The organism is Inquilinus ginsengisoli, assembly GCF_031453975.1.
GTDB lineage: Bacteria > Pseudomonadota > Alphaproteobacteria > DSM-16000 > Inquilinaceae > Inquilinus > Inquilinus ginsengisoli_A.
The window spans coordinates 306,996-327,320 of the sequence record NZ_JAVDPW010000003.1 but is presented as its reverse complement, the minus strand read 5'-3'; the positions used below and the strand labels follow the sequence as shown (position 1 = coordinate 327,320).

20 protein-coding genes are annotated in these 20,325 nt (G+C 69.1%); 10 read left to right on the top strand and 10 right to left on the bottom strand.

Annotated elements, in window-relative coordinates; genetic code table 11:
- The first annotated feature begins 56 nt into the window (after window positions 1–56).
- Both E9232_RS09280 and E9232_RS09275 read left to right on the top strand, forming a co-directional pair.
- Window positions 57–344, top strand: coding sequence for a CopG family ribbon-helix-helix protein (locus E9232_RS09280; RefSeq protein WP_309793615.1), 288 nt, complete (start codon window positions 57–59; stop codon window positions 342–344).
- On the top strand, window positions 341–613 hold the full coding sequence (locus E9232_RS09275) for a type II toxin-antitoxin system RelE/ParE family toxin (RefSeq protein WP_309793613.1): 273 nt from the start codon (window positions 341–343) through the stop codon (window positions 611–613). The genes E9232_RS09280 and E9232_RS09275 overlap by 4 nt, the downstream gene beginning before the upstream one ends.
- A gap of 25 nt (window positions 614–638) precedes the next feature.
- Here the strand turns inward: E9232_RS09275 and E9232_RS09270 are convergent, their stop codons facing one another.
- Window positions 639–1,511: an EamA family transporter gene (locus tag E9232_RS09270; protein WP_309793610.1), complete on the bottom strand. Its 873-nt coding sequence runs from the start codon at window positions 1,509–1,511 to the stop codon at window positions 639–641.
- Window positions 1,512–1,619: 108 nt separating this feature from the next.
- Between E9232_RS09270 and E9232_RS09265 the strand changes: the two genes are divergently transcribed.
- Window positions 1,620–2,495 carry a LysR substrate-binding domain-containing protein gene (locus tag E9232_RS09265; RefSeq protein WP_309793608.1) on the top strand — a complete coding sequence of 292 codons (876 nt, stop codon included), beginning with the start codon at window positions 1,620–1,622 and terminating at the stop codon, window positions 2,493–2,495.
- Here the strand turns inward: E9232_RS09265 and E9232_RS09260 are convergent.
- The 5 genes from E9232_RS09260 to E9232_RS09240 form a co-directional block, all read right to left on the bottom strand.
- Window positions 2,492–3,133 carry a LysE family translocator gene (locus E9232_RS09260; RefSeq protein WP_309793606.1) on the bottom strand — a complete coding sequence of 214 codons (642 nt, stop codon included), beginning with the start codon at window positions 3,131–3,133 and terminating at the stop codon, window positions 2,492–2,494. The genes E9232_RS09265 and E9232_RS09260 overlap by 4 nt on opposite strands.
- Window positions 3,134–3,289: 156 nt before the next feature.
- The gene (locus E9232_RS09255; RefSeq protein ID WP_309793605.1) at window positions 3,290–4,387 is read right to left on the bottom strand and encodes an ABC transporter ATP-binding protein; all 1,098 of its coding nucleotides are present in this window, start codon (window positions 4,385–4,387) and stop codon (window positions 3,290–3,292) included.
- A gap of 67 nt (window positions 4,388–4,454) precedes the next feature.
- On the bottom strand, window positions 4,455–5,243 hold the full coding sequence (locus tag E9232_RS09250; RefSeq protein ID WP_309793603.1) for an ABC transporter permease: 789 nt from the start codon (window positions 5,241–5,243) through the stop codon (window positions 4,455–4,457).
- Window positions 5,240–6,136 (bottom strand): ABC transporter permease, encoded by an 897-nt coding sequence (locus tag E9232_RS09245; protein ID WP_309793601.1) that lies wholly within the window; start codon window positions 6,134–6,136, stop codon window positions 5,240–5,242. Before E9232_RS09245 ends, E9232_RS09250 begins: the two co-directional genes overlap by 4 nt.
- 113 nt (window positions 6,137–6,249) lie before the next feature.
- On the bottom strand, window positions 6,250–7,329 hold the full coding sequence (locus tag E9232_RS09240) for an ABC transporter substrate-binding protein (protein WP_309793599.1): 1,080 nt from the start codon (window positions 7,327–7,329) through the stop codon (window positions 6,250–6,252).
- A gap of 518 nt (window positions 7,330–7,847) precedes the next feature.
- On the opposite strand from E9232_RS09240, the gene E9232_RS09235 reads away from it, so the two are divergent.
- Together E9232_RS09235 and E9232_RS09230 are read left to right on the top strand one after the other, a co-directional pair.
- On the top strand, window positions 7,848–8,315 hold the full coding sequence (locus E9232_RS09235) for a RidA family protein (protein WP_309793597.1): 468 nt from the start codon (window positions 7,848–7,850) through the stop codon (window positions 8,313–8,315).
- A gap of 158 nt (window positions 8,316–8,473) precedes the next feature.
- Window positions 8,474–9,232, top strand: coding sequence for a TrmH family RNA methyltransferase (locus E9232_RS09230; RefSeq protein ID WP_309793595.1), 759 nt, complete (start codon window positions 8,474–8,476; stop codon window positions 9,230–9,232).
- Window positions 9,233–9,388: 156 nt separating this feature from the next.
- Here the strand turns inward: E9232_RS09230 and E9232_RS09225 are convergent, their stop codons facing one another.
- Window positions 9,389–10,135, bottom strand: coding sequence for an SDR family NAD(P)-dependent oxidoreductase (locus E9232_RS09225; protein WP_309793593.1), 747 nt, complete (start codon window positions 10,133–10,135; stop codon window positions 9,389–9,391).
- Window positions 10,136–10,345: 210 nt separating this feature from the next.
- Between E9232_RS09225 and E9232_RS09220 the strand changes: the two genes are divergently transcribed.
- Window positions 10,346–11,254, top strand: coding sequence for a LysR substrate-binding domain-containing protein (locus E9232_RS09220; protein WP_309793592.1), 909 nt, complete (start codon window positions 10,346–10,348; stop codon window positions 11,252–11,254).
- 178 nt (window positions 11,255–11,432) lie between these two features.
- Here E9232_RS09220 and E9232_RS09215 read toward each other — a convergent pair whose 3' ends face one another.
- Together E9232_RS09215 and E9232_RS09210 are read right to left on the bottom strand one after the other, a co-directional pair.
- Window positions 11,433–11,963, bottom strand: a complete 531-nt coding sequence (locus E9232_RS09215; RefSeq protein ID WP_309793589.1) for a GNAT family N-acetyltransferase — start codon at window positions 11,961–11,963, stop codon at window positions 11,433–11,435.
- A gap of 26 nt (window positions 11,964–11,989) precedes the next feature.
- On the bottom strand, window positions 11,990–13,120 hold the full coding sequence (locus E9232_RS09210) for a type III PLP-dependent enzyme (protein ID WP_309793586.1): 1,131 nt from the start codon (window positions 13,118–13,120) through the stop codon (window positions 11,990–11,992).
- Between the two features lie 483 nt (window positions 13,121–13,603).
- Between E9232_RS09210 and E9232_RS09205 the strand changes: the two genes are divergently transcribed.
- Window positions 13,604–15,733, top strand: a complete 2,130-nt coding sequence (locus E9232_RS09205) for a transglycosylase domain-containing protein (protein WP_309793583.1) — start codon at window positions 13,604–13,606, stop codon at window positions 15,731–15,733.
- Between the two features lie 217 nt (window positions 15,734–15,950).
- Window positions 15,951–16,466 carry a hypothetical protein gene (locus E9232_RS09200; protein ID WP_309793581.1) on the top strand — a complete coding sequence of 172 codons (516 nt, stop codon included), beginning with the start codon at window positions 15,951–15,953 and terminating at the stop codon, window positions 16,464–16,466.
- A 251-nt stretch (window positions 16,467–16,717) separates the two neighbouring features.
- On the opposite strand, the gene E9232_RS09195 is transcribed toward E9232_RS09200, so the two are convergent.
- Window positions 16,718–17,755, bottom strand: coding sequence for an IS5 family transposase (locus E9232_RS09195; protein ID WP_309793579.1), 1,038 nt, complete (start codon window positions 17,753–17,755; stop codon window positions 16,718–16,720).
- A 350-nt stretch (window positions 17,756–18,105) separates the two neighbouring features.
- Here E9232_RS09195 and E9232_RS09190 point away from each other — a divergent pair, with 350 nt between their 5' ends.
- Both E9232_RS09190 and E9232_RS09185 read left to right on the top strand, forming a co-directional pair.
- Complete coding sequence (locus E9232_RS09190; protein WP_309793577.1) at window positions 18,106–19,803, top strand: PBSX family phage terminase large subunit; 1,698 nt, start codon at window positions 18,106–18,108, stop codon at window positions 19,801–19,803.
- Between the two features lie 100 nt (window positions 19,804–19,903).
- Entirely contained in the window at window positions 19,904–20,272 is a 369-nt protein-coding gene (locus tag E9232_RS09185) for a DUF423 domain-containing protein (RefSeq protein ID WP_309793576.1), read from the top strand.
- Window positions 20,273–20,325 lie beyond the last annotated feature (53 nt).

Below are 20,325 nucleotides of genomic sequence, written 5' to 3'. Positions count from 1 at the left end.
GCTACCGCTTCCGATCAATACGGTGTATATACAGCGTGATACATCGGGAGATCGCTATGACGGATTCCACTGTGGTTGTGCGGGTTGACGATGAGCTCAAGACCGCCTTTGCCCAGGCCGCAAAGGCGGCTGACCGCACCACGTCGCAGCTACTGCGGGATTTCATGCGGGACTTCGTCAAGAGCAAGACGGATGAGGCGGAGCATGATGCCTGGTTCCGCCGCAAGGTGGCCGAGGGGATCGCCGAAGCGCGAGCCGGACAACTGTACTCGAACGAGGAAGTTGCTGCCGAGTTCGCGGAACGCCGGGCGGCGACGTTGCGGAAAATCGGCTCGCGTGAGTGAAGCTGCAATGGACTCGCGCTGCGCGGGCCGATCGTCGCAGCATTTACGAATATATTGAAGCGGACAACCCGCGGGCGGCCATCGATCTCGATGGGCGTTTTGACGATATTGCGACCCGGCTGATCGACCTTCCCCATCTGGGCCGACCCGGTCGGGTTCAGGGGACGCGCGAACTGGTCGCCCATCGGAACTACGTGCTGGTTTACGAGATCGCGGGCGACGCCGTACGCATTCTGCATGTGCTGCATGCCGCCCGCAAATGGCCGTGATGTCTGCGGGCTTGCGGCGTCTCGCTCACTCCCCCGCCACCGCCCCCAGGCTGGCGATCACCACGAGGGCGATGCCGGCGAGCTGGGCCGGGCTGAGCGCCTGGCCGAGCACGACGAAGCCGATCAGCGTCCCCAGCGCCGGCTCCGCGCTCATCAGGATGCCGAAGGCCCGGGTCGGCATCCGCCGCAGGGCCATCATCTCCAGCGCATAGGGCAGCAGCGGCACCAGGATGGCGAGGCCGATGGTGATGCCCAGCACCGATAGCGGGATGTGGCCGCCATTCTCCGCCAGCCCCCAGGGCGTGGCCACCAGCGCCGCGACGGCCAGGGACATGGTCAGGCCCTGCAGCCCCTCGAATGCCTGGCCGACCCGCTTCATCAGCAGGATGTAGATCGCCCAGCCCAGGCCGGCGGCGAGGGCGAAGCCGGCACCGACCGGGTCGACCGTCCAGGCGGACCCGTCATGCACCAGCAGCACCACCCCGACCAGGGCCAGGACCGGCCAGACCGCGTGCCAGGCCCGGCGCATGCCGAAGGCGGCGACGCCGAGCGGGCCGAGGAATTCGATCGCCGTGGCCAGGCCCAGCGGGATGCGGATCACGGCCTGGAAGTAGCACAGCGTCATGCCGGCCATCGCCGCGCCCAGCAGGACCGCGCCGCGCCACTGCGCCCGGCTGTAGGACAGGATCCGCGGCCGGGTGATCGCGGCCAGCAGCAGCGCCGCCCAGGCCAGCCGCAGCCAGGTCGTGCCCAGCGGGCCGAAGCTGTCCAGCGTCGGCTTGGCCAGGGCGGCGCCGAGCTGGACCAGGGTCATCGAACCGATCGCCATCAGCGCGGCGAACGCGACCTGCGAGGTCGGGTTCGGCCGGTCCGCGGTGATCTCGGGGCTCGTCGCCATCTGGTCCGGGTCCAAGGCTGTGCTGCGGGAGTTGATACCCGAATATAGCGGATGGGTCCGTCTTCACGTATCCTGATAGTCGTGATGCCATCATAAGGGATCGTTATGATGCGGGATCTCGACCTCGGCCTGCTCCGCGCCTTCGCCACGGTGGTCGAGGCCCGCAGCGTCAGCGGCGCCGCCGACCGGCTGGCGCGGACCCAGGCGGCGGTCAGCATGCAGCTGCGCCGGCTGGAGGAGGATGTCGGCCAGCGCCTGCTCGACCGGTCGCCGCGCGGCATCCGCCTGACCGAGGCGGGCCAGACCCTGCTGCGCTATGCCCACCGCGCCTTGGGCGCGAGCGAGGAGGCGCGGCGGGCGCTGGCCGGGCGGCAGGTCGCCGGCACCGTCCGGCTCGGCCTGCTCGAGGATGTCGCGGTCGGACGGCTGCCCCGCGCCCTCGCCCGCTTCTCCCAGGCCTATCCCCGGGTGCTGCTGGAGATGGTGGTGGAAAGCAGCCGCGGCCTCGACCGCCGGCTGCGCGAGGGCGGCCTCGACCTCGCCGTCGGCGACCCGAACATCATCGCCGCGACGCCGCTGGCGCGCTGGCACCGGCCGCTGCACTGGGTGGCGGCGCGGGGCTTCGAGCTGGATCTGCAGCCCCCCTCCCCGCTGCCGCTGGTGGCGTTCGACGCCACCTGCGTCTGGCAGGAGCGGGTGCTGGCGGCGCTGGCCGGGGCCGGCATCGCCTGGCGCATCGTCTGCACCAGCAGCAGCCTGCCGGCGGTCCAGGCGGCGGTGGAGGCCGGGCTGGGCGTCTCGGTGCTTCTCGACGGCAACATCCGGCCCGAGGCGATGCGGGTGCTGGCGACGGGGCTGCCGCCGGCGCCGCAGGCCGATTTCGGGCTGTACCGGGTCGCCTTGCCCGCGGAGAACCCACCGGCGGTGCAGTCGCTGCACGACTTCCTGGTCGCGGAGCTGGAGGGGTTGGCGCTGGGCGCTTAGACCGGGCGCTTGTCGAAGGCCAGCCGGACGGCGAAGCCGGCCAGCAGGCTGCCCATGATCCAGCGCTGGGCCCGCAGCCAGGACGGCCGGGCGGCGAACCAGGCGGCGATGCTGCCGGCCGCGAACACGATGCCCAGGTTCACCGTGAAGCTGATCGCCGCCTGCATGCCGCCCAGCACCAGGCCCTGCAGCAGCACATGGCCGCGCTCCGGGTCGATGAATTGCGGCAGCAGCGACACGTAGAACACCGCGATCTTCGGATTCAGCAGGGCGGTCAGGAAGCCCATGCCGAACAGCTTGGCTGGCCGGTCGATCTTGAGGTCGCGCCGCGGCTCCAGCGCCGACCCGGCGCCGGGGCGCACGGCGCCCCAGGCCAGCCACAGCAGGTACAGGGCGCCGGCCCATTTCACCGCCTCATAGGCCAGCGGCACCGCCAGCATCAGGGCGGTGAGGCCGAGCGCGGTGCACAGGATGTAGCAGAGGATGCCGACCAGCACGCCGCCCAGCGAGATCGCCCCGGCCAGGCGCCCTTGCAGGATCGATCGCGACAGCAGGTAGACCATGTTCGGCCCGGGGGTGCAGACCATGCCCAGCGCGATCAGGGCGAGGCCGGCCAGGCTGGCGGGGCTGACGATCATCGGGAGGTATCCTTGGAAACGGCGAGCCAAGCGTAGCGGCCGCCGCCGCGCAGGGGCAACCGGGACATTGCCCTCGGGGCAAGATCGTTGGAACGTCAACGCGACCCAAATGCCATGCCACCTCCCCGCCGGCCGGAACGGGTCTGCCGGGCCCGGTCAGGCGGTCTCGGCGCCCTCGAGCACCAGCACGTCCTCGCGGCCGAAGCTGACCGTCACCGCCTGGCCGCGCTCCGGCGGCGCCACGGTCGGGCTGTTGAAGGTGTCGAGCGAGACCGCGTTGTCCTTGAAGCGGACGCGGATGCGGACCACCGCGCCGAGGAAGTTCACATCCTCGATGGTGCCGTGCATCCGGTTGCGGCCGTTGCCCTGGTCCTCGGCGGACCCGGCCAGGGTGATCGCCTCCGGCCGCAGCGCCACCGACCGGATCTCGCCGTCGACCGCATCGCTGACGCCGCGCGTGGCGTAGATCTCCTGGTCGTCGATCACCAGCTTCTGCGCCTTCGCGTCGATCACCTTGCCGCGCAGGATGTTCAGCGTGCCGACGAAGGAGGCGACGAAGCGGGTGCGCGGATAGTTGTAGATGTCGAACGGCGTGCCGACCTGCTCGGCATTGCCCTCGTTCATCACCACGATCCGGTCCGACATCGACAGGGCTTCCTCCTGGTCGTGCGTCACGAAGATGGTGGTGATGCCCAGGTCGCGCTGCAGCGCCTTGATCTCGCTGCGCAGCGAGACGCGGATCTTGGCGTCCAGCGCCGACAACGGCTCGTCCAGCAGCAGCACCTGCGGCTTGTTGGCCAGGGCGCGGGCCAGCGCCACGCGCTGCTGCTGCCCGCCCGACAGCTGGTAGGGGTAGCGGTCGGCCAGATGCGGCAGCTTGATCAGGTTCAGCATCTCGGCGACCCGCGGCCCGATCTCGGCGGCCGGCATCTTGGCCACCTTGAGGCCGAAGGCGACGTTGTCGGCCACGGTCATGTTCGGGAACAGCGCATAGGCCTGGAACACCATGCCGACATTGCGCTGGTTCGGGCGCAGCTGGGTGACCTCGCGGCCGTCGATCCGGATCGATCCGGCGGTCGGGGTCTCGAAGCCGGCGACCATGCGCAGCGTGGTGGTCTTGCCGCAGCCCGACGGCCCGAGGAAGGAGATGAACTCGCCGCGCTTCACCGAGAGGTCGAAATTGTGGACCACGGCGTTCTGGCCATAGCTCTTGCGCAGGCCGCCGATCTCGAGGAATTCCGTCGCCGTTGCCATCACTGTGCCTGCCTGGTGGCGCCGGTCACTGCGGCGCTGGGTTGAAGACGATGGGCGAAAGCCGCCATCAGCGTGTCGCCGTCGAGCCGCGGGCGCCGCGGCCGAACAGCTGCAGCAGCCCCATGCAGGCCCAGGTGACGACGAAGGCGATGATCGCCAGCGCCGCCGGCTCATAGGCCCGGTTGGCGCCGATCAGCTGAAGGTACGGGCCGAAGGCCGGCCGGTTCAGCAGGCTGGCGAAGGTGAATTCGCCGATCACGATGGCAAAGGTCAGGAAGGCGCCGCTGAGCACCGCGGAGCGGACATTCGGCAGGATCACCCGGAACAGGATCCGGGCTCGGCCGGCGCCCAGGCTCTCCGCCGCCTCGGTCAGGGTGCGGACGTCGATCGCCTGCAAGCCGGTGTCGACCGCGCGGTACATGTAGGGCAGCGCCAGGGTGACGTAGCCGAACATCAGCAGGATGTCGGTGCCCCGCTCGCTGCCGAGGAGCGGCAGGAAGGACGAGGTGTTGAACAGCTGGATGTAGCCGAACACCAGGACGATCGCCGGGATCACCAGCGGCAGCAGGGTGATGAACTCGATGATCGGGCGCAGACTCGGCAGCCTCAGCCGCACCCAATAGGCGGTCGGCACCACCAGCAGCACCCCGACCACGATGGTCGCCAGGGCGAGCACCACCGAATACAGGAAGCTGGCCTGGAAGCCGGGGTCGCCGAGCACGATGGTGTAGGCGTCGAGGCTGTATTCGCCGCGCCGCAGCCGCAGCGAGAATTCCAGGGTTCCGATCAGCGGCACCAGGAAGTACAGGGTGCCGACGATGATGGCGATCCAGGCGCCGATCCGGCTCTGCTTCATCGCAGCCACCTCTCGCTGCGGGTCCGCAGCACCATGTAGATGCCGTTGGAGACGCCGGTGATCAGGATCATGCCCAGCGCCAGGGCGTAGCCGAGATTGGGGTTGTGCAGCACGTCGCCGCGGATCTGGGCGTAGAGCAGGATCGGCACGATGTTCAGCGAACTGCCGGTCAGCGCATAGGCGGTGGCGATGGCGCCGAAGGCGTTGGCGAACAGCAGCAGCGTGGTGCCGACCAGGCTGGGCCACAGCACCGGAAGCCCGACCATGCGCCAGTACTGCCAAGTGGTGGCGCCGAGGATGGAGGAGGCCTCGCGCCATTCCTTCTTCAGCCCGTCCAGCGCCGGCGCCAGGATCAGCACCATCAGCGGGATCTGGAAGTACAGGTAGGTCAGCGTCAGGCCCCAGAAGCTGAGCAGGTTGAAGCCCGCCCGGTAGATGCTGATGCCGAGATACTTGTCGAGCAGGATGGTCACCAGCCCGGCGCGGCCGAGCGTGGCGATGAAGGCGAAGGCCAGCGGCACGCCGGCGAAGTTCGAGGCCACGCCGCTGAAGGTCATCAGCGTCGGCCGGATCCAGCGCGGCAGCTTGCCCATCACCGCGGCATAGGCCAGGAAGAACCCGATCACCGCGCCGAAGAAGGCGGAGGCCGCGCTGATCTTGATCGAGATCCAGTAGGCGCTGAGGATCGAGGGCTGGAACAAATCCGCGATGTTGCCCAGCGTGAAGGAACCGTCGGGCGTCTGGAAGCTGCCGACCAGCAGGTAGGCGGTGGGCAGCACCAGGAACAGCAGGGCGAACAGGAAGAACGGGGTCACCCCCAGCCAGGCCCAGGAGAGCTTGCCCGGCTTTGCGGGGGCGGCGAGAGGGGCTGCGATCGACGAGGCTTGTGTCATCGGCGCCTGCTGACGGGTATCCCGGCCGGACGGACGGGCGAAGACGCAAAGAACCGCGCCGTCCTCCCCCAGGGTACGGGAGAGGACGGCGCGGCCTCAAGCGGATTGAACGGTCACTGCACGTTGGCGCCGACCACCGAATCCCACTGCTTGGTGATGATCTCCTTGGCCTTGTTCTGGTCCTCAAGGCTCGGGAACACGGCCGCGGCGTAGGCGGCCGCCGGCGGCAGCGCCTTCAACAGCTCGTCCGGCACCTTCTTCTTGTCGACCAGGTCCTGGAACCGGATCGGATGGCAGTAGCCCTTCAGCCAGCCGAGCTGACCTTCGTCCGAATACAGGTGCTCCATCCACAGCTTGGCGGCGTTCGGATGCGGCGCGAAGGCGCTGATCGCCTGGACGTAGACGCCGGCGACGACGCCGGTCTTCGGCACCACGATCTCGATCGGCGGGTTGCCCTTCAGCGTGTCGCGGTCCTGCAGGGCCAGGTAGTCCCAGTGGATCACGATCGGGGTGGCGCCCTGGGCGACCGAGGCGGCCTTGCCGATGGTCGGCACGAAGTTGCCCGCCTTGTTCAGCTCGGCGAAGAACTTCAGGCCGGCATTCGCCGCCTTCTCCGCATCCTTCTCGGTCGACAGGCCGGCGGCGAGCACCGCCTGGATCGCCTGGTTCGAGGTGCGCGGGTCACCCGCCAGGGCGACCGAGTTGGCGTAGTCGGCGCCGAGCAGGTCCTTCCAGTCGGCCGGGACCTTCTTGACGATGTCGGTGTTCACCTCGAAGGACAGCACGCCGTAGTAGTCGCCGTACCAGTAGCCTTCGGCATCCTTGGCGCTGGCCGGGATGCTGTCCCAGGTCGACACCTTGTAGGGCTGCAGCAGGCCGTCGGCCTTGGCCGAGGGGCCGAAGGACAGGCCGACGTCGATCACGTCGGGGGCCTGGGGGCCCTTATTCCCTTTGTTCGCCTTGATCGCCTCGATCTCGTCGCCGGAGCCGGCATCGGGGTTGAGCTCGTTGAGCTTCAGCCCGTACTTGGCCTTGAAGGAGTCGATGACCCCGCCATAGCCGCACCAGTCATGCGGCACCGCGATGATGGTCAGCTCGCCTTCCTTCTTGGCCGCGGCGATCAGCTCCGCCGACGGCTCCGCATAGGCGAGACCGGCGGAGGCGAAGAGCGCCAGGGCCGAAATCGACAGCATGGGTTTCCACGTCGCCTTCATGTCACAAACCCCCGATGTTCATCAGCTTCTGCTGCGTGATTTTTAGCAAAATCCCCGCATGCGAAGTCGAGCACGCGGTCAAATCCGGACTCTGTCGCGGATGCGGCGGGACTGTGTTGCGCTGCGCAATGCTTGTCAAGGAGAGTCCCGCCCGGTTGGCCAGAAACGAAACAACTCTTCAGGTCCGGCCACGGTTTTGACCGGCCGATCCCGCGGAAACACCAATCGGTAACCCGACCATGACATGGCGGATGCCACATATTTGTAGATGAACTGTAATAATAACGTCATGAAACACTGACGTCGTCAATGGCTCCCTGCAGGGCCTGTCTCCGGCCTTGGAATGTAGAGTGACTCAGGGGCAAGCCGGAATCTGTTCCGGCTGCGGCATGATCCGTCGCGCATCGGCCGGACCGGGTCGGCGCCGGGCTTTCGCGGCCGGTCGGCGCTGGCTATGGTGCGGCCTTCGACTCAACCCATTGCGCGGGATACGGACCATGGCTGGAAGCATCGAGGCGCGGCTGAAGGAGAAGGGGGTCACCCTTCCCAACGTGGCGGCGCCGGCGGCGAACTACGTCCCCTACGTCATCTCCGGCAACACGCTCTACATCTCGGGCCAGGTGCCGTTCGTCGAGGGCAAGATCAGCCACACCGGCAAGCTCGGCGCCGAGTTCGGGATCGACGAGGGCTACGCCTGCGCCCGGATCTGCGGCATCAACATCCTGGCGGCCGCCAAGGCGGCGCTGGGCGGCGACCTCGACCGCATCGCCCGGGTGGTGAAGCTGGGCGGCTTCGTCAATTCGACGCCTGATTTCACCGACCAGCCGAAGGTGATCAACGGCGCCTCGGACCTGATGGCCGAGGCCTTCGGCGACGCCGGCAAGCACGCCCGCGCCGCGGTCGGCGTCGCCCAGCTGCCGCTCGGCTGCGCCGTCGAGGTCGATGCGATCTTCGAGATCAGGTAAGGGCGCCACACCGAGGACGCTTCCCCCTTCCCCTTTCCTGTCATGCCACGGCTTGACCGTGGCATCCAGGGGCCGCCGGAACTGCTCTTGATGGCCCCTGGATTGCCCGGTCAAGCCGGGCAATGACAGCAGAGGGGTGGGCGTCGGCAGGAGAGGCCATGGCCGACCGCATCATCGAGAGCCCGGACAATCCGAGCGCCAGGCTGTGGACGGCGCTGCTGGAGAGCCGCGGCCTGCGCAAGCACCGCCGTTTCCTGCTGGCCGGGCGCAAGACCGTGGCCGAGGCGCTGGCGCAGCATCCCGGCCGGTTCGAGACCTTGCTGCTGCCGCCCGGCGCCGACGCCGCCGACCTGACGCTGCCGGCGGGGCTGGAGCGCATCCAGCTCGGCCGCACCCTGTTCGACCGGCTCGACGTCTCCGGCACCGGGCTGCCGCTGCTGGTCGGGGTGGTGCCGGAGATGCCGATGATCGACCTGTCGCGGCCGCCGCAGGGGCTGGAGCTGGTCTGCGCCCTCGGCGATCCCGCCAATCTCGGCGCCCTGCTGCGCAGCGCCGCCGCCTTCGGTGCGTCCCGGGTGATCCTGCTGGCCGACGCCGCGCACCCGTTCCACCCGAAATGCCTGCGTGCCGCCTCCAACGCGCAATTCGCGCTGGCGCTGTGCCGGGGCCCGGCCTGGGACGGGCTGGCGCAGGCGGCCGGGCCGCTGCTGGCGCTGGACGGCCAGGGTGAGGACCTCTCGGGCTTCGCCTGGCCGGCCGACCTGCGGCTGGTGCTGGGCGAGGAAGGCCGGGGCCTGCCGGACGGGCTGGCGGTGCGGCGCCTCGCCATCCCCACCACCGGTGCGGTCGAATCGCTCAACGCCACCGTCGCCGCCAGCCTGGCGCTGTACGGGCACTATCTGGCGATGCGCGGTTAGGGAGAGGTTTTAATCCGTCATTGCGAGCCCCGAAGGGGCGTGGCAATCCAGCGGCACCGGCCTCTGGATCGCCACGGCGCTGCGCGCCTCGCGATGACGGATCAAGGATTGCGACCGCCCGGCCCGTAGCGCACGGGCAGGTCGACGGCACGAAGGTCAGCCTGCCGTCTTGCCGCCATCCACCGTCAGGATCTGGCCGGTCATGAAGGACGCCTGGTCCGAAGTGGCGAAGACGATGGCGCCGGCGATCTCGTCCGGGTCCCCCACCCGCCCCAGCGGCACCTTCGCCGCCAGGGACGCCTTGGCCTCGGCGGTGCCGGTGAAGCGGTTGAGCATCCCGGTCTCGATCGGGCCCGGCGCCACCGCGTTGACCCGCACCCCGAAGGCCGCAGCCTCGAGCGCGGCCGACTTCGTCATGCCCTCGACCGCATGCTTGCTGGCGACGTAGACCGAGGCGCCGGCGGCGCCCTCATGGCCGTAGGTCGAGGAGATGTTGACGATGCTGCCGTGCCCCTGGGCCTGCATCACGCGCAGCTCGTGCTTCATGCTCAGCAGCGTGCCGAGCACATTGGTGTCGAAGGTGGCGGCCAGGGATTCGGCCGACTGCCGGGTCACCGGGCCGGGCTGGCCTTCGGTGCCGGCGTTGTTGACCGCCGCGTCGAGGCGGCCGAAGCGCGCGACGGTCTGGTCGACCAGGTCGCGGACCTCCTCCTCGTGCCGGACGTCGGCGCGGATGAACTCCGCCTCGGCGCCGAGCGCCCGCAGCTCGGAAGCCAGGGCCTGGCCGGCCTCGTCGCGGCGGCCGGCGACGACGATGCGGGCGCTGTGCCTGGCAAAGGCGAGCGCCGTGGCGCGGCCGATGCCCGTCAGGGCACCGGTGATCAGGACGACAGGGTGGGTCATGGAATGCTTCCTAGGGACGCCGTGGTGAAAACCCCGAGCGGGATGTGCGGAGGCTGGCCATTCATGCCTGCAAGGCCTTCCGGCTCTTGATCCGAAGGCATGCCCGCCGGCCGCGCTATCGCCGCTCTGTCCCCAGATATCTAGGTTCCCCTGGCGCCGCCGAGAAAGGCTTTGTAGGATTTATCCATACTTATGAGGCATGACTTGCTCATGGAGCTACGACATCTGCGCTATTTCATCGCCGTGGCCGAGGAGGGCAGCCTGACCCTGGCCGCCGAGCGGCGGTTGCACACGGCGCAGCCGTCCCTGAGCCGCCAGATCCGGGATCTGGAGCTGGAACTCGGCGTCGCGCTGATGCTGCGCGGCCCGCGCGGCATCGAACTCACCGCGGCCGGCCGGGTGTTCCTGGATCATGCGCGGCTGGTGCTGCTGCAGGTGGAGGCGGCGCGCGAGGCGGCACGGCGGGCCGGCGCCCCCGCCAAGGCGTCGTTCGCCATCGGGTTCCTGACCGGGCACGAGATGGAGTGGCTGCCCGCGATCATGGGCATCCTCCGCGACGAGCTGCCGAACATCGAGGTCACCATCCACAGCCTGCTGTCGCCGGAGCTGGCGGCGGGGCTGATGCGCGGGAAGATCGACCTGGCTTTGATGCGGCGCGAGGAGCCGGCGCCCGGCCTGGCGTTCGAATTCTTGACGGCGGAGCCCCTGATCGTGGTTCTGCCCGGCGACCACCGGCTGGCCGCCCAGGCCGCGATCGGCCCGCAGGACATCGTCGGGGAGACGCTGATCGGCGTGCCGGCGGCGACCTCGCCGGCCCTGAGGGCGGTGATCGATGCCTATGCAAGGCGGATCGGCGTCGATCTGACGCCCGACCACTACGCCGACAACCTGTCGATGACCTTCTCGCTGGTGGCGTCGACGGGCGGCGTCGCCCTGCTGCCCCGCTATGCCCGGAACCTGCTGCCGGCCGCGGTGGTCAGCCGCCCGCTGCAGGGCGAGGCCGCGACGATCGATCTGGTCATCGGCCACAGCAGGGCGAATCCGTCCCCGCTGCTCAGATTCGTCCTGTCGAAGCGGGACGAGCTGATCCGCCGCGCATCGCAGACTTCAGGGGGGTAGCCTGACAGTGAGATCAGGAGGGGGCTGAGCCGCCCCCTCACCCGAAATCGCGATGCGATTTCGACCTCTCCCCAAGGAGAGGTGTCGGAGCGATGCCCTCCTTCCCCTCTCCTTGGGGAGAGGGAGGGGCCCGGCCCGCTTGGGCCGGGAGGGTGAGGGGGAGAGCCGCCGCCGAAGGTCAGGCCGCCGCCATCTCGGCCAGCTCGTGGCGCACCGGCAGTCCGTCGGCGCGGCCGATCATGCCGCGGGCGCCGGCCAGCGACCCCGCCACCAGCTCGAGCCCGAGCAGCCGGTCGTAGTCGACCGGGCCCGGCAGCATCAGGCCCAGCGTCAGGTCGCGGCGGAAGCCGAAGCGGCGGTAATAGGGCTCGTCGCCGACCAGGATGACGTTGCTGTGGCCGAACGCCTTGGCGCGCGACAGCCCGGCCCGCATCAGCCGCGAGCCGATGCCGCTGGAGCGCAGATCCTCGGCGACCGCGAGCGGGCCGAGCAGGATGGTCTCGCCGACGCCGTCGACATGGATCGGCCAGAAGCGCAGCGTGCCGACGAGGTCGCCGTCCTCGAGCGCCACCAGGCCGAGCTCGTTGTTCGGCCGCACGCCGTCGCGCAGCCGGTAGACGGTCTTGCCGAAGCGCGCCTCACCGAAGCAATCGACGACAAGATCCTCAATGGCGGCCGCATGGCGCGGCCGCTCCCGCATGATGTCCATGACGTGGATCTCCAAACCCGCGAGGTTCAGATGTAGTAGGCCTGCAAGGGGGCGAACCCGTTGAAGGCGACCGCCGAATAGGTCGTCGTGTAGGCGCCGGTGCCGTGGATCAGCACCTTGTCGCCGATCGCGAGCGAAACCGGCATCGGGTAGGCGTTCTTCTCGTACAGCACGTCGGCGCTGTCGCAGGTCGGGCCCGCCAGGATCGCCGGCTCGGCCGCGTCGCCGTCATGGATCGTGGTGATCGGGTAGCGGATCGCCTCGTCCATGGTCTCGGCCAGGCCGCCGAACTTGCCGATGTCGAGATACACCCAGCGGGTGTTGTCGTTCGCCGACTTGTTCGAGATCAGCACGACCTCGCTCTGGATCACGCCGGCATTGCCGACCATGCCGCGGCCCGGCTCGATGATGGTCTCGGGCAGGCGGTTGCCGAAATGCTGGCGCAGGCTGGCGTCGATGGCGCGGCCATAGGCCTCCGGCGTCGGCACCTCCTTGAGGTACTTGGTCGGGAAGCCGCCGCCGAGATTGACCATCTTCAGCTCGATGCCCTGGGCCGCGAGGTCGCGGAAGATCCCGGCCGCCGATTCCAGCGCCTTGTCCCAGGCGCCGGTGTCGCGCTGCTGCGACCCGACATGGAACGACACGCCATAGGCGTCGAGGCCGAGGCCCGGCGCCATCGCCAGCAGGTCGCGCGCCATGCACGGCTCGCAGCCGAACTTGCGCGACAGCGGCCATTCGGCGCCTTCGCCCGAGGTCAGGATGCGGCAGAACACGCGGGCGCCCGGGGCCACTTCGGCGATCTTGCGCAGTTCCGCCTCGCTGTCGAAGGCGAACAGGCGGATGCCGAGGGCATAGGCGGTCGCGATGTCGACGCGCTTCTTGATGGTGTTGCCGAACGAGATGCGGTCGGCGGTGGCGCCGGCGGCCAGCGCGTCGCGGATCTCGACCACGCTCGCGGTGTCGAAGCACGAGCCCATCGCGGCCAGCAGCGACAGGATCTGCGGCGCCGGGTTGGCCTTCACCGCGTAGAAGATGCGGCTGTCGGGCATCGCCTCGGCCAGCGCCTGGTAGTTGCCGGCGACCACGTCGAGGTCCAGCACCAGGCACGGCGTCTCGGGACGTCGCTCTTCGAGAAAGGAAGCGATCTTCGTATTCATCAGGGGAAACACTCCCTCCGGCAAGCAGTTCAAACCAAACCGTTGCCTGAGGCGCCCGCCTCTGCTCACCGGCGACGAAACCCGGCGGCGCGTGCGGATCCGAGATGGCAGAGACGAAGTTGCAGGCCGGTGCCGTAAGCACCACCCGGAAACCCGTCCTGACAATCACGGAAGAGGAACCCTCTCCGCACATGCAACCGAAAAACTTCTCTTCAACCCAGCTGGCCGAGGCCAGACAGACCGAGGAGACGCGTGACGTCGTTGCTGTGCCCACCGGGTTCGAACCTGTTCGAAAGCGGCGGGCCGGGGCACGTGCGAATACGTTCCGAGGGGTGAGATACGGTCGGTGCCCCCCTGATGCAAGTGAAATTTTATGGATCGAAAATTTATCCCGTCACCGCGGCGCCACAGCCTCAGCCGAAATCTAAATTCCGCCGTATTCAGTCTTGATATTGCAGGATTCTCAGATGATAAATTGTAGCCATGACGACACGCTCCTCCGGTAGACCTGCATTGCGCGCCGCCGGTGGCCGCGCCCGGACGAGTCCGTCCACCGCCAAGTCCTCCCCGAAGCGCCCCAAGACGCCGCAGCGGAGTCGGAAGTCCAGCGGCCGCCGGCACTGGCTGTGGGGCGTCGCGAAGTGGAGCGCGGTGCTGTCGATCTGGGGCGTCATCTCGCTCGGCGTCGTCGTCGCCTACTTCGCCTACGACCTGCCCGACATCCGCCAGGTGGCGATGCCGGAGCGGCGGCCCGCCGTCACCGTGGTCGCCGCCGATGGCGGCCAGATCGCCCGCTATGGCGACATGACCGGCGACATGATCCAGGCCTCGGCCCTGCCGAAGCACCTGACCGAGGCGGTGCTGGGCATCGAGGACCGCCGCTTCTACAGCCATTACGGCATCGACCCGATCGGCGTGGCCCGGGCGCTGTGGGTGAACTGGCGCGCCGGCCGCGCCGTGCAGGGCGGGTCGACCATCACCCAGCAGGCGGCCAAGAACCTGTTCCTGACGCCGGAGCGGACGGTCCGCCGCAAGATCCAGGAGGCGATCCTGGCGGTGTGGCTGGAGATGAACTTCTCCAAGGACCAGATCCTGACCGCCTATCTCAACCGGGTCTATTTCGGCTCCGGCACCTACGGCATCGACGCCGCCGCCCGGGCCTATTTCGGCGTGCCGGCGATGGATGTGAACCTGGAGCAGGCGGCGATCCTGGCCGGCCTCCTGAAGGCGCCGTCGCGCTATTCGCCCGAGCGCGACCCGGAGGCGGCGCGGCAGCGCGCCGAGGTGGTGCTGTCGGCCATGGTCGACGCCGGCTTCATCACCGACAAGGAGCGCCAGGCCGCCGACGACCAGCCGCCGGTGCCGCCGCGCCGGCCGGGCGGCGGGTCGGGCAGCCGCTATTTCGCCGACTGGGTCGCCGACCAGGTGCCGGACTTCGTCAACACCGCCGCCCCGGCGCTGCGGGTCGAGACCACGCTGGTGCCGTCGCTGCAGCGCGCCGCCGAAAGCATCGTCGACGCGCGGATGGGGGAGGATGGCGAGAAGGTCGGCGCCAGCCAGGCGGCGCTGGTGGCGATGCGGCCGGATGGCGCCGTGGTCGCCATGGTCGGCGGCCGCGGCTACAGCCAGAGCCAGTTCAACCGCGCGGTGACGGCGCAGCGCCAGCCCGGCTCCTCGTTCAAGATGTTCGCCTACCTCTCCGCGGTCGAGCAGGGTCTGACGCCGGACAGCCTGGTGCTGGACGCGCCGATCACGATCAAGAACTGGTCGCCCGGCAACTACGACGGCAAGTTCCATGGCGAGGTGACGGCGCGCGAGGCGCTGGCCAAATCCTACAACACCGCCGCGGTGCGCATGCTGCAGCGCGCCGGCGTCGACCGCACCATCGAGCTGGCCCACCGCCTGGGCATCAATTCGCCGCTGCGGCCGGAGCTGTCGCTGGCGCTCGGCACCAGCGAGGTCAACCTGCTGGAACTGACCTCCGCCTATGCCGCCCTGGCCAACCAGGGCAACGGCGTCTGGCCCTATGGCGTGCGGCGCATCGGCCCGCCCGGCGGCACCCCGATCTACACCCGCTTCGGCGGCGGCCCGGGCGAGGCGGTGCTGCCCTGGCATGTCGAGGTGATCAACAAGATGCTGCGCGCCACCATGACCATCGGCACCGGCCGCAGCGCGCGGCTGGACGACCGGCCGTCGGCGGGCAAGAGCGGCACCAGCCAGGGCTATCGCGACGCCTGGTTCATCGGCTTCACCGCGGATTACGTGGTCGGCGTCTGGGTCGGCAATGACGACGGCACGCCGATGGACAAGGTGACCGGCGGCAGCCTGCCGGCGAAGATCTGGCACGACTTCATGGTCGAGGCCGAGCGCGGCCTGCCGCCCAAGCCGCTGCTGGGGGTCGACGACATGGCCCTGCCGGCCGCGGTGGCGACGGCCGGATCGGGCGACGCCATCGCCCCCACAATTGCCCCCGCCGCAGCGCCGGCGGTCTCGGGCGCCCCCCGCCGGCTGGTGCCGCCGACGGCCGCGACGCCCCCGGTGGTGCAGCCGGCCAAGCAGGAGCTGGACCAGGGCGGCCTGGAAGGCCTGCTGGGCAGCCTGGGCAACGGCTGAGGCGCCGTCCATCACGGCATTGACTGGTATCGACAGCGATGCCCGTGGAAAACTAGTCTGGGCTTAGAGCGTATTTTTGTACGTCTGAGGCTGCTTCCCGCGCATGGCCCATCCGGAGCAAGACGCCTGGCGATGTAAGACGTGCGGTCGCGCGCTGGAAAGCTGGATCGATCGATCCACGCGGGGTCTTTATTGCCCGGCATGCCATGAGTGGGAGGTGATAACCAGTTACCTTCCCCCCATTTTGCAAGACCGCCAGATTTACGAGATCGTCCTTGCTCGCATTGAACAGCCGAGCACAGATCAGTTGCGCGCCGCTGCGCGATTGCTGGACGTCGGCTACCTGGAGGCGCGCCGAACGCTTCTGACCTGCCCCATGACCGTCTTCACCGGCCGCGCCGATGACGTGTTGCGTGTGGCCGCCTCACTGAACGACGTCGGCCTGGCGCACACGATCGTTCCGGATTTCGTCTGGGCCGCGAAGGATGCATCTGCGTTGATCGCAGCCAAGGGGCTGCGGCCGGCAGGGATCGACAGCCCAATGCCTGCCATGGCCCTTTCCGATCCGAAAGACGCCGGCAATCGCTACGCCCTGTTCCGCACGGACGACAACGGCGTGACCTTTCTCATCGCCGAGTTCGGTACGCAGGAGGAGGCCGAGCGCAGAGCGGCCGAGCTAGCCCGCGGCGGGCACAAGCAGCACTATTTCATCGAGCCCGTCTCGAAGGGCTAAAAGATTGCCTCTCCCGCCTGGCGGGAGAGGTCGGGCTCGCGCAGCGAGACCGGGTGAGGGTTGGTCCCGGCCTCGACAAAACCCCCTCACCCGGAGCCGCTTCGCGTCTCCGACCTCTCCCGCAAGCGAGACCTTTTCAGAAAGGGTGTTGCGGCGGAGTGGGAGGGATTGGGCCGGAGGGAATGGTAGGGCCTGAGGTCAGCGGCGGGATTGGGATCGTCCAGGAGCCGGCCGGGTCCGGAGCTCGGGGGTCAGGCGGATTTGGTTTTGGGAGTGGTGAGCACGACCAGCCGCTTGAGGTTGAGGGCGGTGCACAGCAGGGCGAGATGGACGGCGTTGCTGGCGACGCCGTAGTAGCGGACCCGGCTCCAGCCGCACAGCCGTTTGAGCTGGGCGAAGACCTGCTCCACCGGGGCGCGGCGCCGGCCGATGGCTCTGTTGTGCTGGATCTGGCGGGGAGTGAGCGGATGGTGCTTGTTGGGCCGGTGCATCATCCGGTCCTTGATGCTCTGTTCCCGCAGGGCCTCCCGGCGCTCATGGGTGGTGTAGGCTTCGTCGGCATAGACCGCCGCCTCGTCGCCGCAGATCAAGGCATCGGCCTCGACCGTGTCGTTGACGTTAGCCGGGGTCAGGCGTTGCCGCCGGATGATGCCCGAGCCCTGGTCGACCCCGACATGGGCTTTGTAACCGAAATAGCGACGGCCGCCCTTCTTGGTCCAGGCCGCCTCGGGATCGACCGCACTGCGCACCAGCTTGCTCGCCGGCCGAACCGGAGCCGGCGCACCGCCCTCGGCCGCCTCGGCCGGGATCTCCTCCGCCGCCGGCTTCGGCGGACGCTTCACCGCCGCCTCCACCAGGCTGGCGTCGATCAGCGTGCCGCGCCGCAGGATCAGCTCCCGCTGGTCGATCTGCCGATTGACCTCCTCGAACACCCGCTCCGCCAGACCGTGCCGCCGCAACCCCTCGCGGAACCGGTGGATGGTCACATGGTCCGGCGTCTTGTCGTCCAGGGCGAAGCCGCAGAACCGCCGGAAGCTCAGACGGTCGGCCAAGGCCGCCTCCAGCCCGGGATCCGACAGCCCATGCCATTGCTGCAGCAACAGCGCCTTCAACAGCACCAACGCCGGGTACCCCGGCGCACCCAGACGCGACGGATCCAACGGCGATACCAATTCCCCCAGCGCCGGCCAGCCGATCAACTCCGACAAGCGATCCAGCGTCCCCTTCGCCCCCACACCCGACACCAGGCTGTCCGCCAGACTCAGCTGACCCACTTCCCGCCGCGACATCGCTTCGATCCCACACGTCTCCCTTCCCCAACCGAATCACGAAACCTCTCTTCTGAAAAGGTCTCGCTTGCGGGGGAGGCAACGCAAAGCGCTTCCGCCTCCGTCATTGCGGGGAGGCGAAGCCGACGAATCCATCCATGGACCCGCACGAACGGCCCGATGGATTGCTTCGCTGCGCTCGCAATGACGGGGGTGGGGGGTCTGAAAAAGCCCCGCAAGCGGGATGGCAACCCTCCACGTTCCCTTTATGTTCTTGACATGAGACTGCCTCGCACCGCATGATCCAGGCAGAGTCCAACAGTTGCGCCCGCCCGGCCCCGCCGCGGCGGGCTTTTTCGTGCGGGGTCGGGATGGACGCTGTCATCGCCTGGGCCGTGGCGGTCAAACCGAATGAGCGGGCCTTCGCCCGACACTACGCGCGGCACGGCGTCGGCTGCCGCGTCACCGCCGGGCTCGGCTATTCCGCGACCAATCGCTCCCAGTCGTCCCGCATGCTGGCCAGGGCCGAGATCCTGGTCACCTGCTTCGAGGAGGTCGAGCTGCTGCGGCGAAGCGGAGTCGCCCTGCTGCCCATGGTGCGGCGCAAGCTGGCCGGTCAGATGGCGCGGGCCCGCCACCGCGGCGGCGCCACCCGCCGGTCCGCCGCCGCCCTGCCCCATCTGGAGCAGGCGTTCGCGGAGTTCCGCCAGCATCATGGATTTGAAGACAAGGTGCCGGGCGGAAAGGCCGGAGCAACCCCCTCACCCGAAATCGCCAACGCGATTTCGACCTCTCCCCAAGGAGAGGTAAGGGGGGCGGTGCCGGCGGATGGTCCTGTCCAGCCGCCGCCGCTCAAGCTCGCACGCGCCTTCGGCCGGCTGGCGAAGCCGTCGCGCTACAAGGCGCTGCATGGCGGGCGCGGCTCGGGCAAGTCGCATGTCTTCGCCGAGCTGCTGGTGCGCCGCTGCTTCGCCGCCCCCACCCGCGCCGTGTGCATCCGCGAGGTCCAGCGCTCGCTCGACCAGTCGGTCAAGCGGCTGATCGAGGACAAGATCCAGGCGCTCGGCCTCGGCGCCGCCTTCACCGTCCAGGCCGACCGCATCCTGGGTCCCCCGGGGCCCGGCGGGGCCCGAGGCGGGCGCATCATCTTCCAGGGCATGCAGAACCACACCGCCGAAAGCATCAAGTCGCTGGAGGGCTACGACATCGCCTGGGTCGAGGAGGCGCAGTCGCTGTCCCGGCGCAGCCTCGAGCTCTTGCGCCCCACCATCCGCCGGCCGGGGTCGGAGCTGTGGTTCTCCTGGAACCCCACCCGGCCGGAGGACCCGGTCGACCAGCTGTTCCGCCAGGGCAAGCCGCCGCCCGGCACCACCCTGATCGAGGCCAACTGGACCGCCAACCCGCATTTCCCCAAGGTGCTGAAGGCCGAGATGGAGTGGGACCGCGACCGCGATCCCGACAAGTACAGCCATGTCTGGCTGGGCGGCTATCGCAGGGCCAGCGAGGCGCGGGTGTTCCGCAACTGGAAGGTCGAGGCGTTCGAGACCCCGCCCGGCTCCCGCTTCCTGTTCGGCGCCGATTGGGGCTTCGCCCGCGACCCCACCGTGCTGCTGCGCTGCTTCCTGGCCGGCCGCACCCTCCATGTCGACCACGAGGCCTACCGCATCGGCTGCGAGATCGACCGGACGCCGGCCCTGTTCGACGCGGTGCCGGGGGCGCGGGACTGGACCATCATCGCCGACAGCGCCCGGCCGGAGACCATCAGCTACCTCCAGCGCCACGGCTTCCCGCGGCTGCGGGCGGCGGCCAAGGGCGCGGGATCGGTCAAGGAGGGGGTCGAGTTCCTGCTGAGCCACGACATCGTGGTGCATCCCCGGTGCCGCCACCTGGTCGACGAGCTGGCGCTCTACAGCTGGCGCACCGACCCGCGCAGCGGCGAGATCCTGCCCGAGCTGGAGGACCGCGAGAACCACGCCATCGACGCCCTGCGCTACGCCCTCGAAGGCCAGCGCAACGGCGGCACCTACGACACCAGCCTGGACTGGGTGGGATCCGGGCTGCGGCGGTGACCGGGGGAAGCGATGGAGGCGGCGCGACACCGCCGCCGGTTGACCCCGGCCCGGCGATTGCCGGTATGGTGCGGCGGAGTCGCTGACGGCGGAGACGGGGATGATCGACCGGGTGCTTCTGATCGGGGCCGGGCTGCACGGCATGGTGGCGGTGGCGCTGGGCGCCTTCGCCGCGCATGGCATGGCCGATGCGGCGCCGGAGCGGCTGGGCTGGGTGCACACCGGGGCGCAGTACCAGCTGGTCCATGCCGCGGCGCTGCTGGCGCTCGCTCTGGTCGGCCTGCCCGGACCGCTGCGCTGGGCCGGCTGGGCCTTCCTGGTCGGCGCCGCCATCTTCTCCGGCACCCTCTATCTGATGGCCTTCGGCGCGCCGCGCTGGTTCGGCGCCATCACCCCGATCGGCGGGGTGCTGCTGATCCTGGGCTGGGCCCTGGCCGCCCTCGCCGCCTTCCGCCTGACGGAAAGCTGAACCGCAGGCGTTGAGTCCGGGCCGCGGCGCGCGCTAGGCTCGGCCCGTCATCA

What these genes read in the sequence shown, in the direction of transcription:
- E9232_RS09250 (WP_309793603.1), bottom strand. Translation starts at nt 5,243, where the DNA reads ATGAAGCAGAGCCGGATCGGCGCCTGGATCGCCATCATCGTCGGCACC.
- E9232_RS09225 (WP_309793593.1), bottom strand. Translation starts at nt 10,135, where the DNA reads ATGACCCACCCTGTCGTCCTGATCACCGGTGCCCTGACGGGCATCGGC.
- E9232_RS09270 (WP_309793610.1), bottom strand. Translation starts at nt 1,511, where the DNA reads ATGGCGACGAGCCCCGAGATCACCGCGGACCGGCCGAACCCGACCTCG.
- E9232_RS09185 (WP_309793576.1), top strand. Translation starts at nt 19,904, where the DNA reads ATGATCGACCGGGTGCTTCTGATCGGGGCCGGGCTGCACGGCATGGTG.
- E9232_RS09230 (WP_309793595.1), top strand. Translation starts at nt 8,474, where the DNA reads ATGGCCGACCGCATCATCGAGAGCCCGGACAATCCGAGCGCCAGGCTG.
- E9232_RS09265 (WP_309793608.1), top strand. Translation starts at nt 1,620, where the DNA reads ATGCGGGATCTCGACCTCGGCCTGCTCCGCGCCTTCGCCACGGTGGTC.
- E9232_RS09255 (WP_309793605.1), bottom strand. Translation starts at nt 4,387, where the DNA reads ATGGCAACGGCGACGGAATTCCTCGAGATCGGCGGCCTGCGCAAGAGC.
- E9232_RS09215 (WP_309793589.1), bottom strand. Translation starts at nt 11,963, where the DNA reads ATGGACATCATGCGGGAGCGGCCGCGCCATGCGGCCGCCATTGAGGAT.
- E9232_RS09205 (WP_309793583.1), top strand. Translation starts at nt 13,604, where the DNA reads ATGACGACACGCTCCTCCGGTAGACCTGCATTGCGCGCCGCCGGTGGC.
- E9232_RS09220 (WP_309793592.1), top strand. Translation starts at nt 10,346, where the DNA reads ATGGAGCTACGACATCTGCGCTATTTCATCGCCGTGGCCGAGGAGGGC.
- E9232_RS09190 (WP_309793577.1), top strand. Translation starts at nt 18,106, where the DNA reads ATGGACGCTGTCATCGCCTGGGCCGTGGCGGTCAAACCGAATGAGCGG.
- E9232_RS09210 (WP_309793586.1), bottom strand. Translation starts at nt 13,120, where the DNA reads ATGAATACGAAGATCGCTTCCTTTCTCGAAGAGCGACGTCCCGAGACG.
- E9232_RS09235 (WP_309793597.1), top strand. Translation starts at nt 7,848, where the DNA reads ATGGCTGGAAGCATCGAGGCGCGGCTGAAGGAGAAGGGGGTCACCCTT.
- E9232_RS09280 (WP_309793615.1), top strand. Translation starts at nt 57, where the DNA reads ATGACGGATTCCACTGTGGTTGTGCGGGTTGACGATGAGCTCAAGACC.
- E9232_RS09245 (WP_309793601.1), bottom strand. Translation starts at nt 6,136, where the DNA reads ATGACACAAGCCTCGTCGATCGCAGCCCCTCTCGCCGCCCCCGCAAAG.
- E9232_RS09195 (WP_309793579.1), bottom strand. Translation starts at nt 17,755, where the DNA reads ATGTCGCGGCGGGAAGTGGGTCAGCTGAGTCTGGCGGACAGCCTGGTG.
- E9232_RS09240 (WP_309793599.1), bottom strand. Translation starts at nt 7,329, where the DNA reads ATGCTGTCGATTTCGGCCCTGGCGCTCTTCGCCTCCGCCGGTCTCGCC.
- E9232_RS09260 (WP_309793606.1), bottom strand. Translation starts at nt 3,133, where the DNA reads ATGATCGTCAGCCCCGCCAGCCTGGCCGGCCTCGCCCTGATCGCGCTG.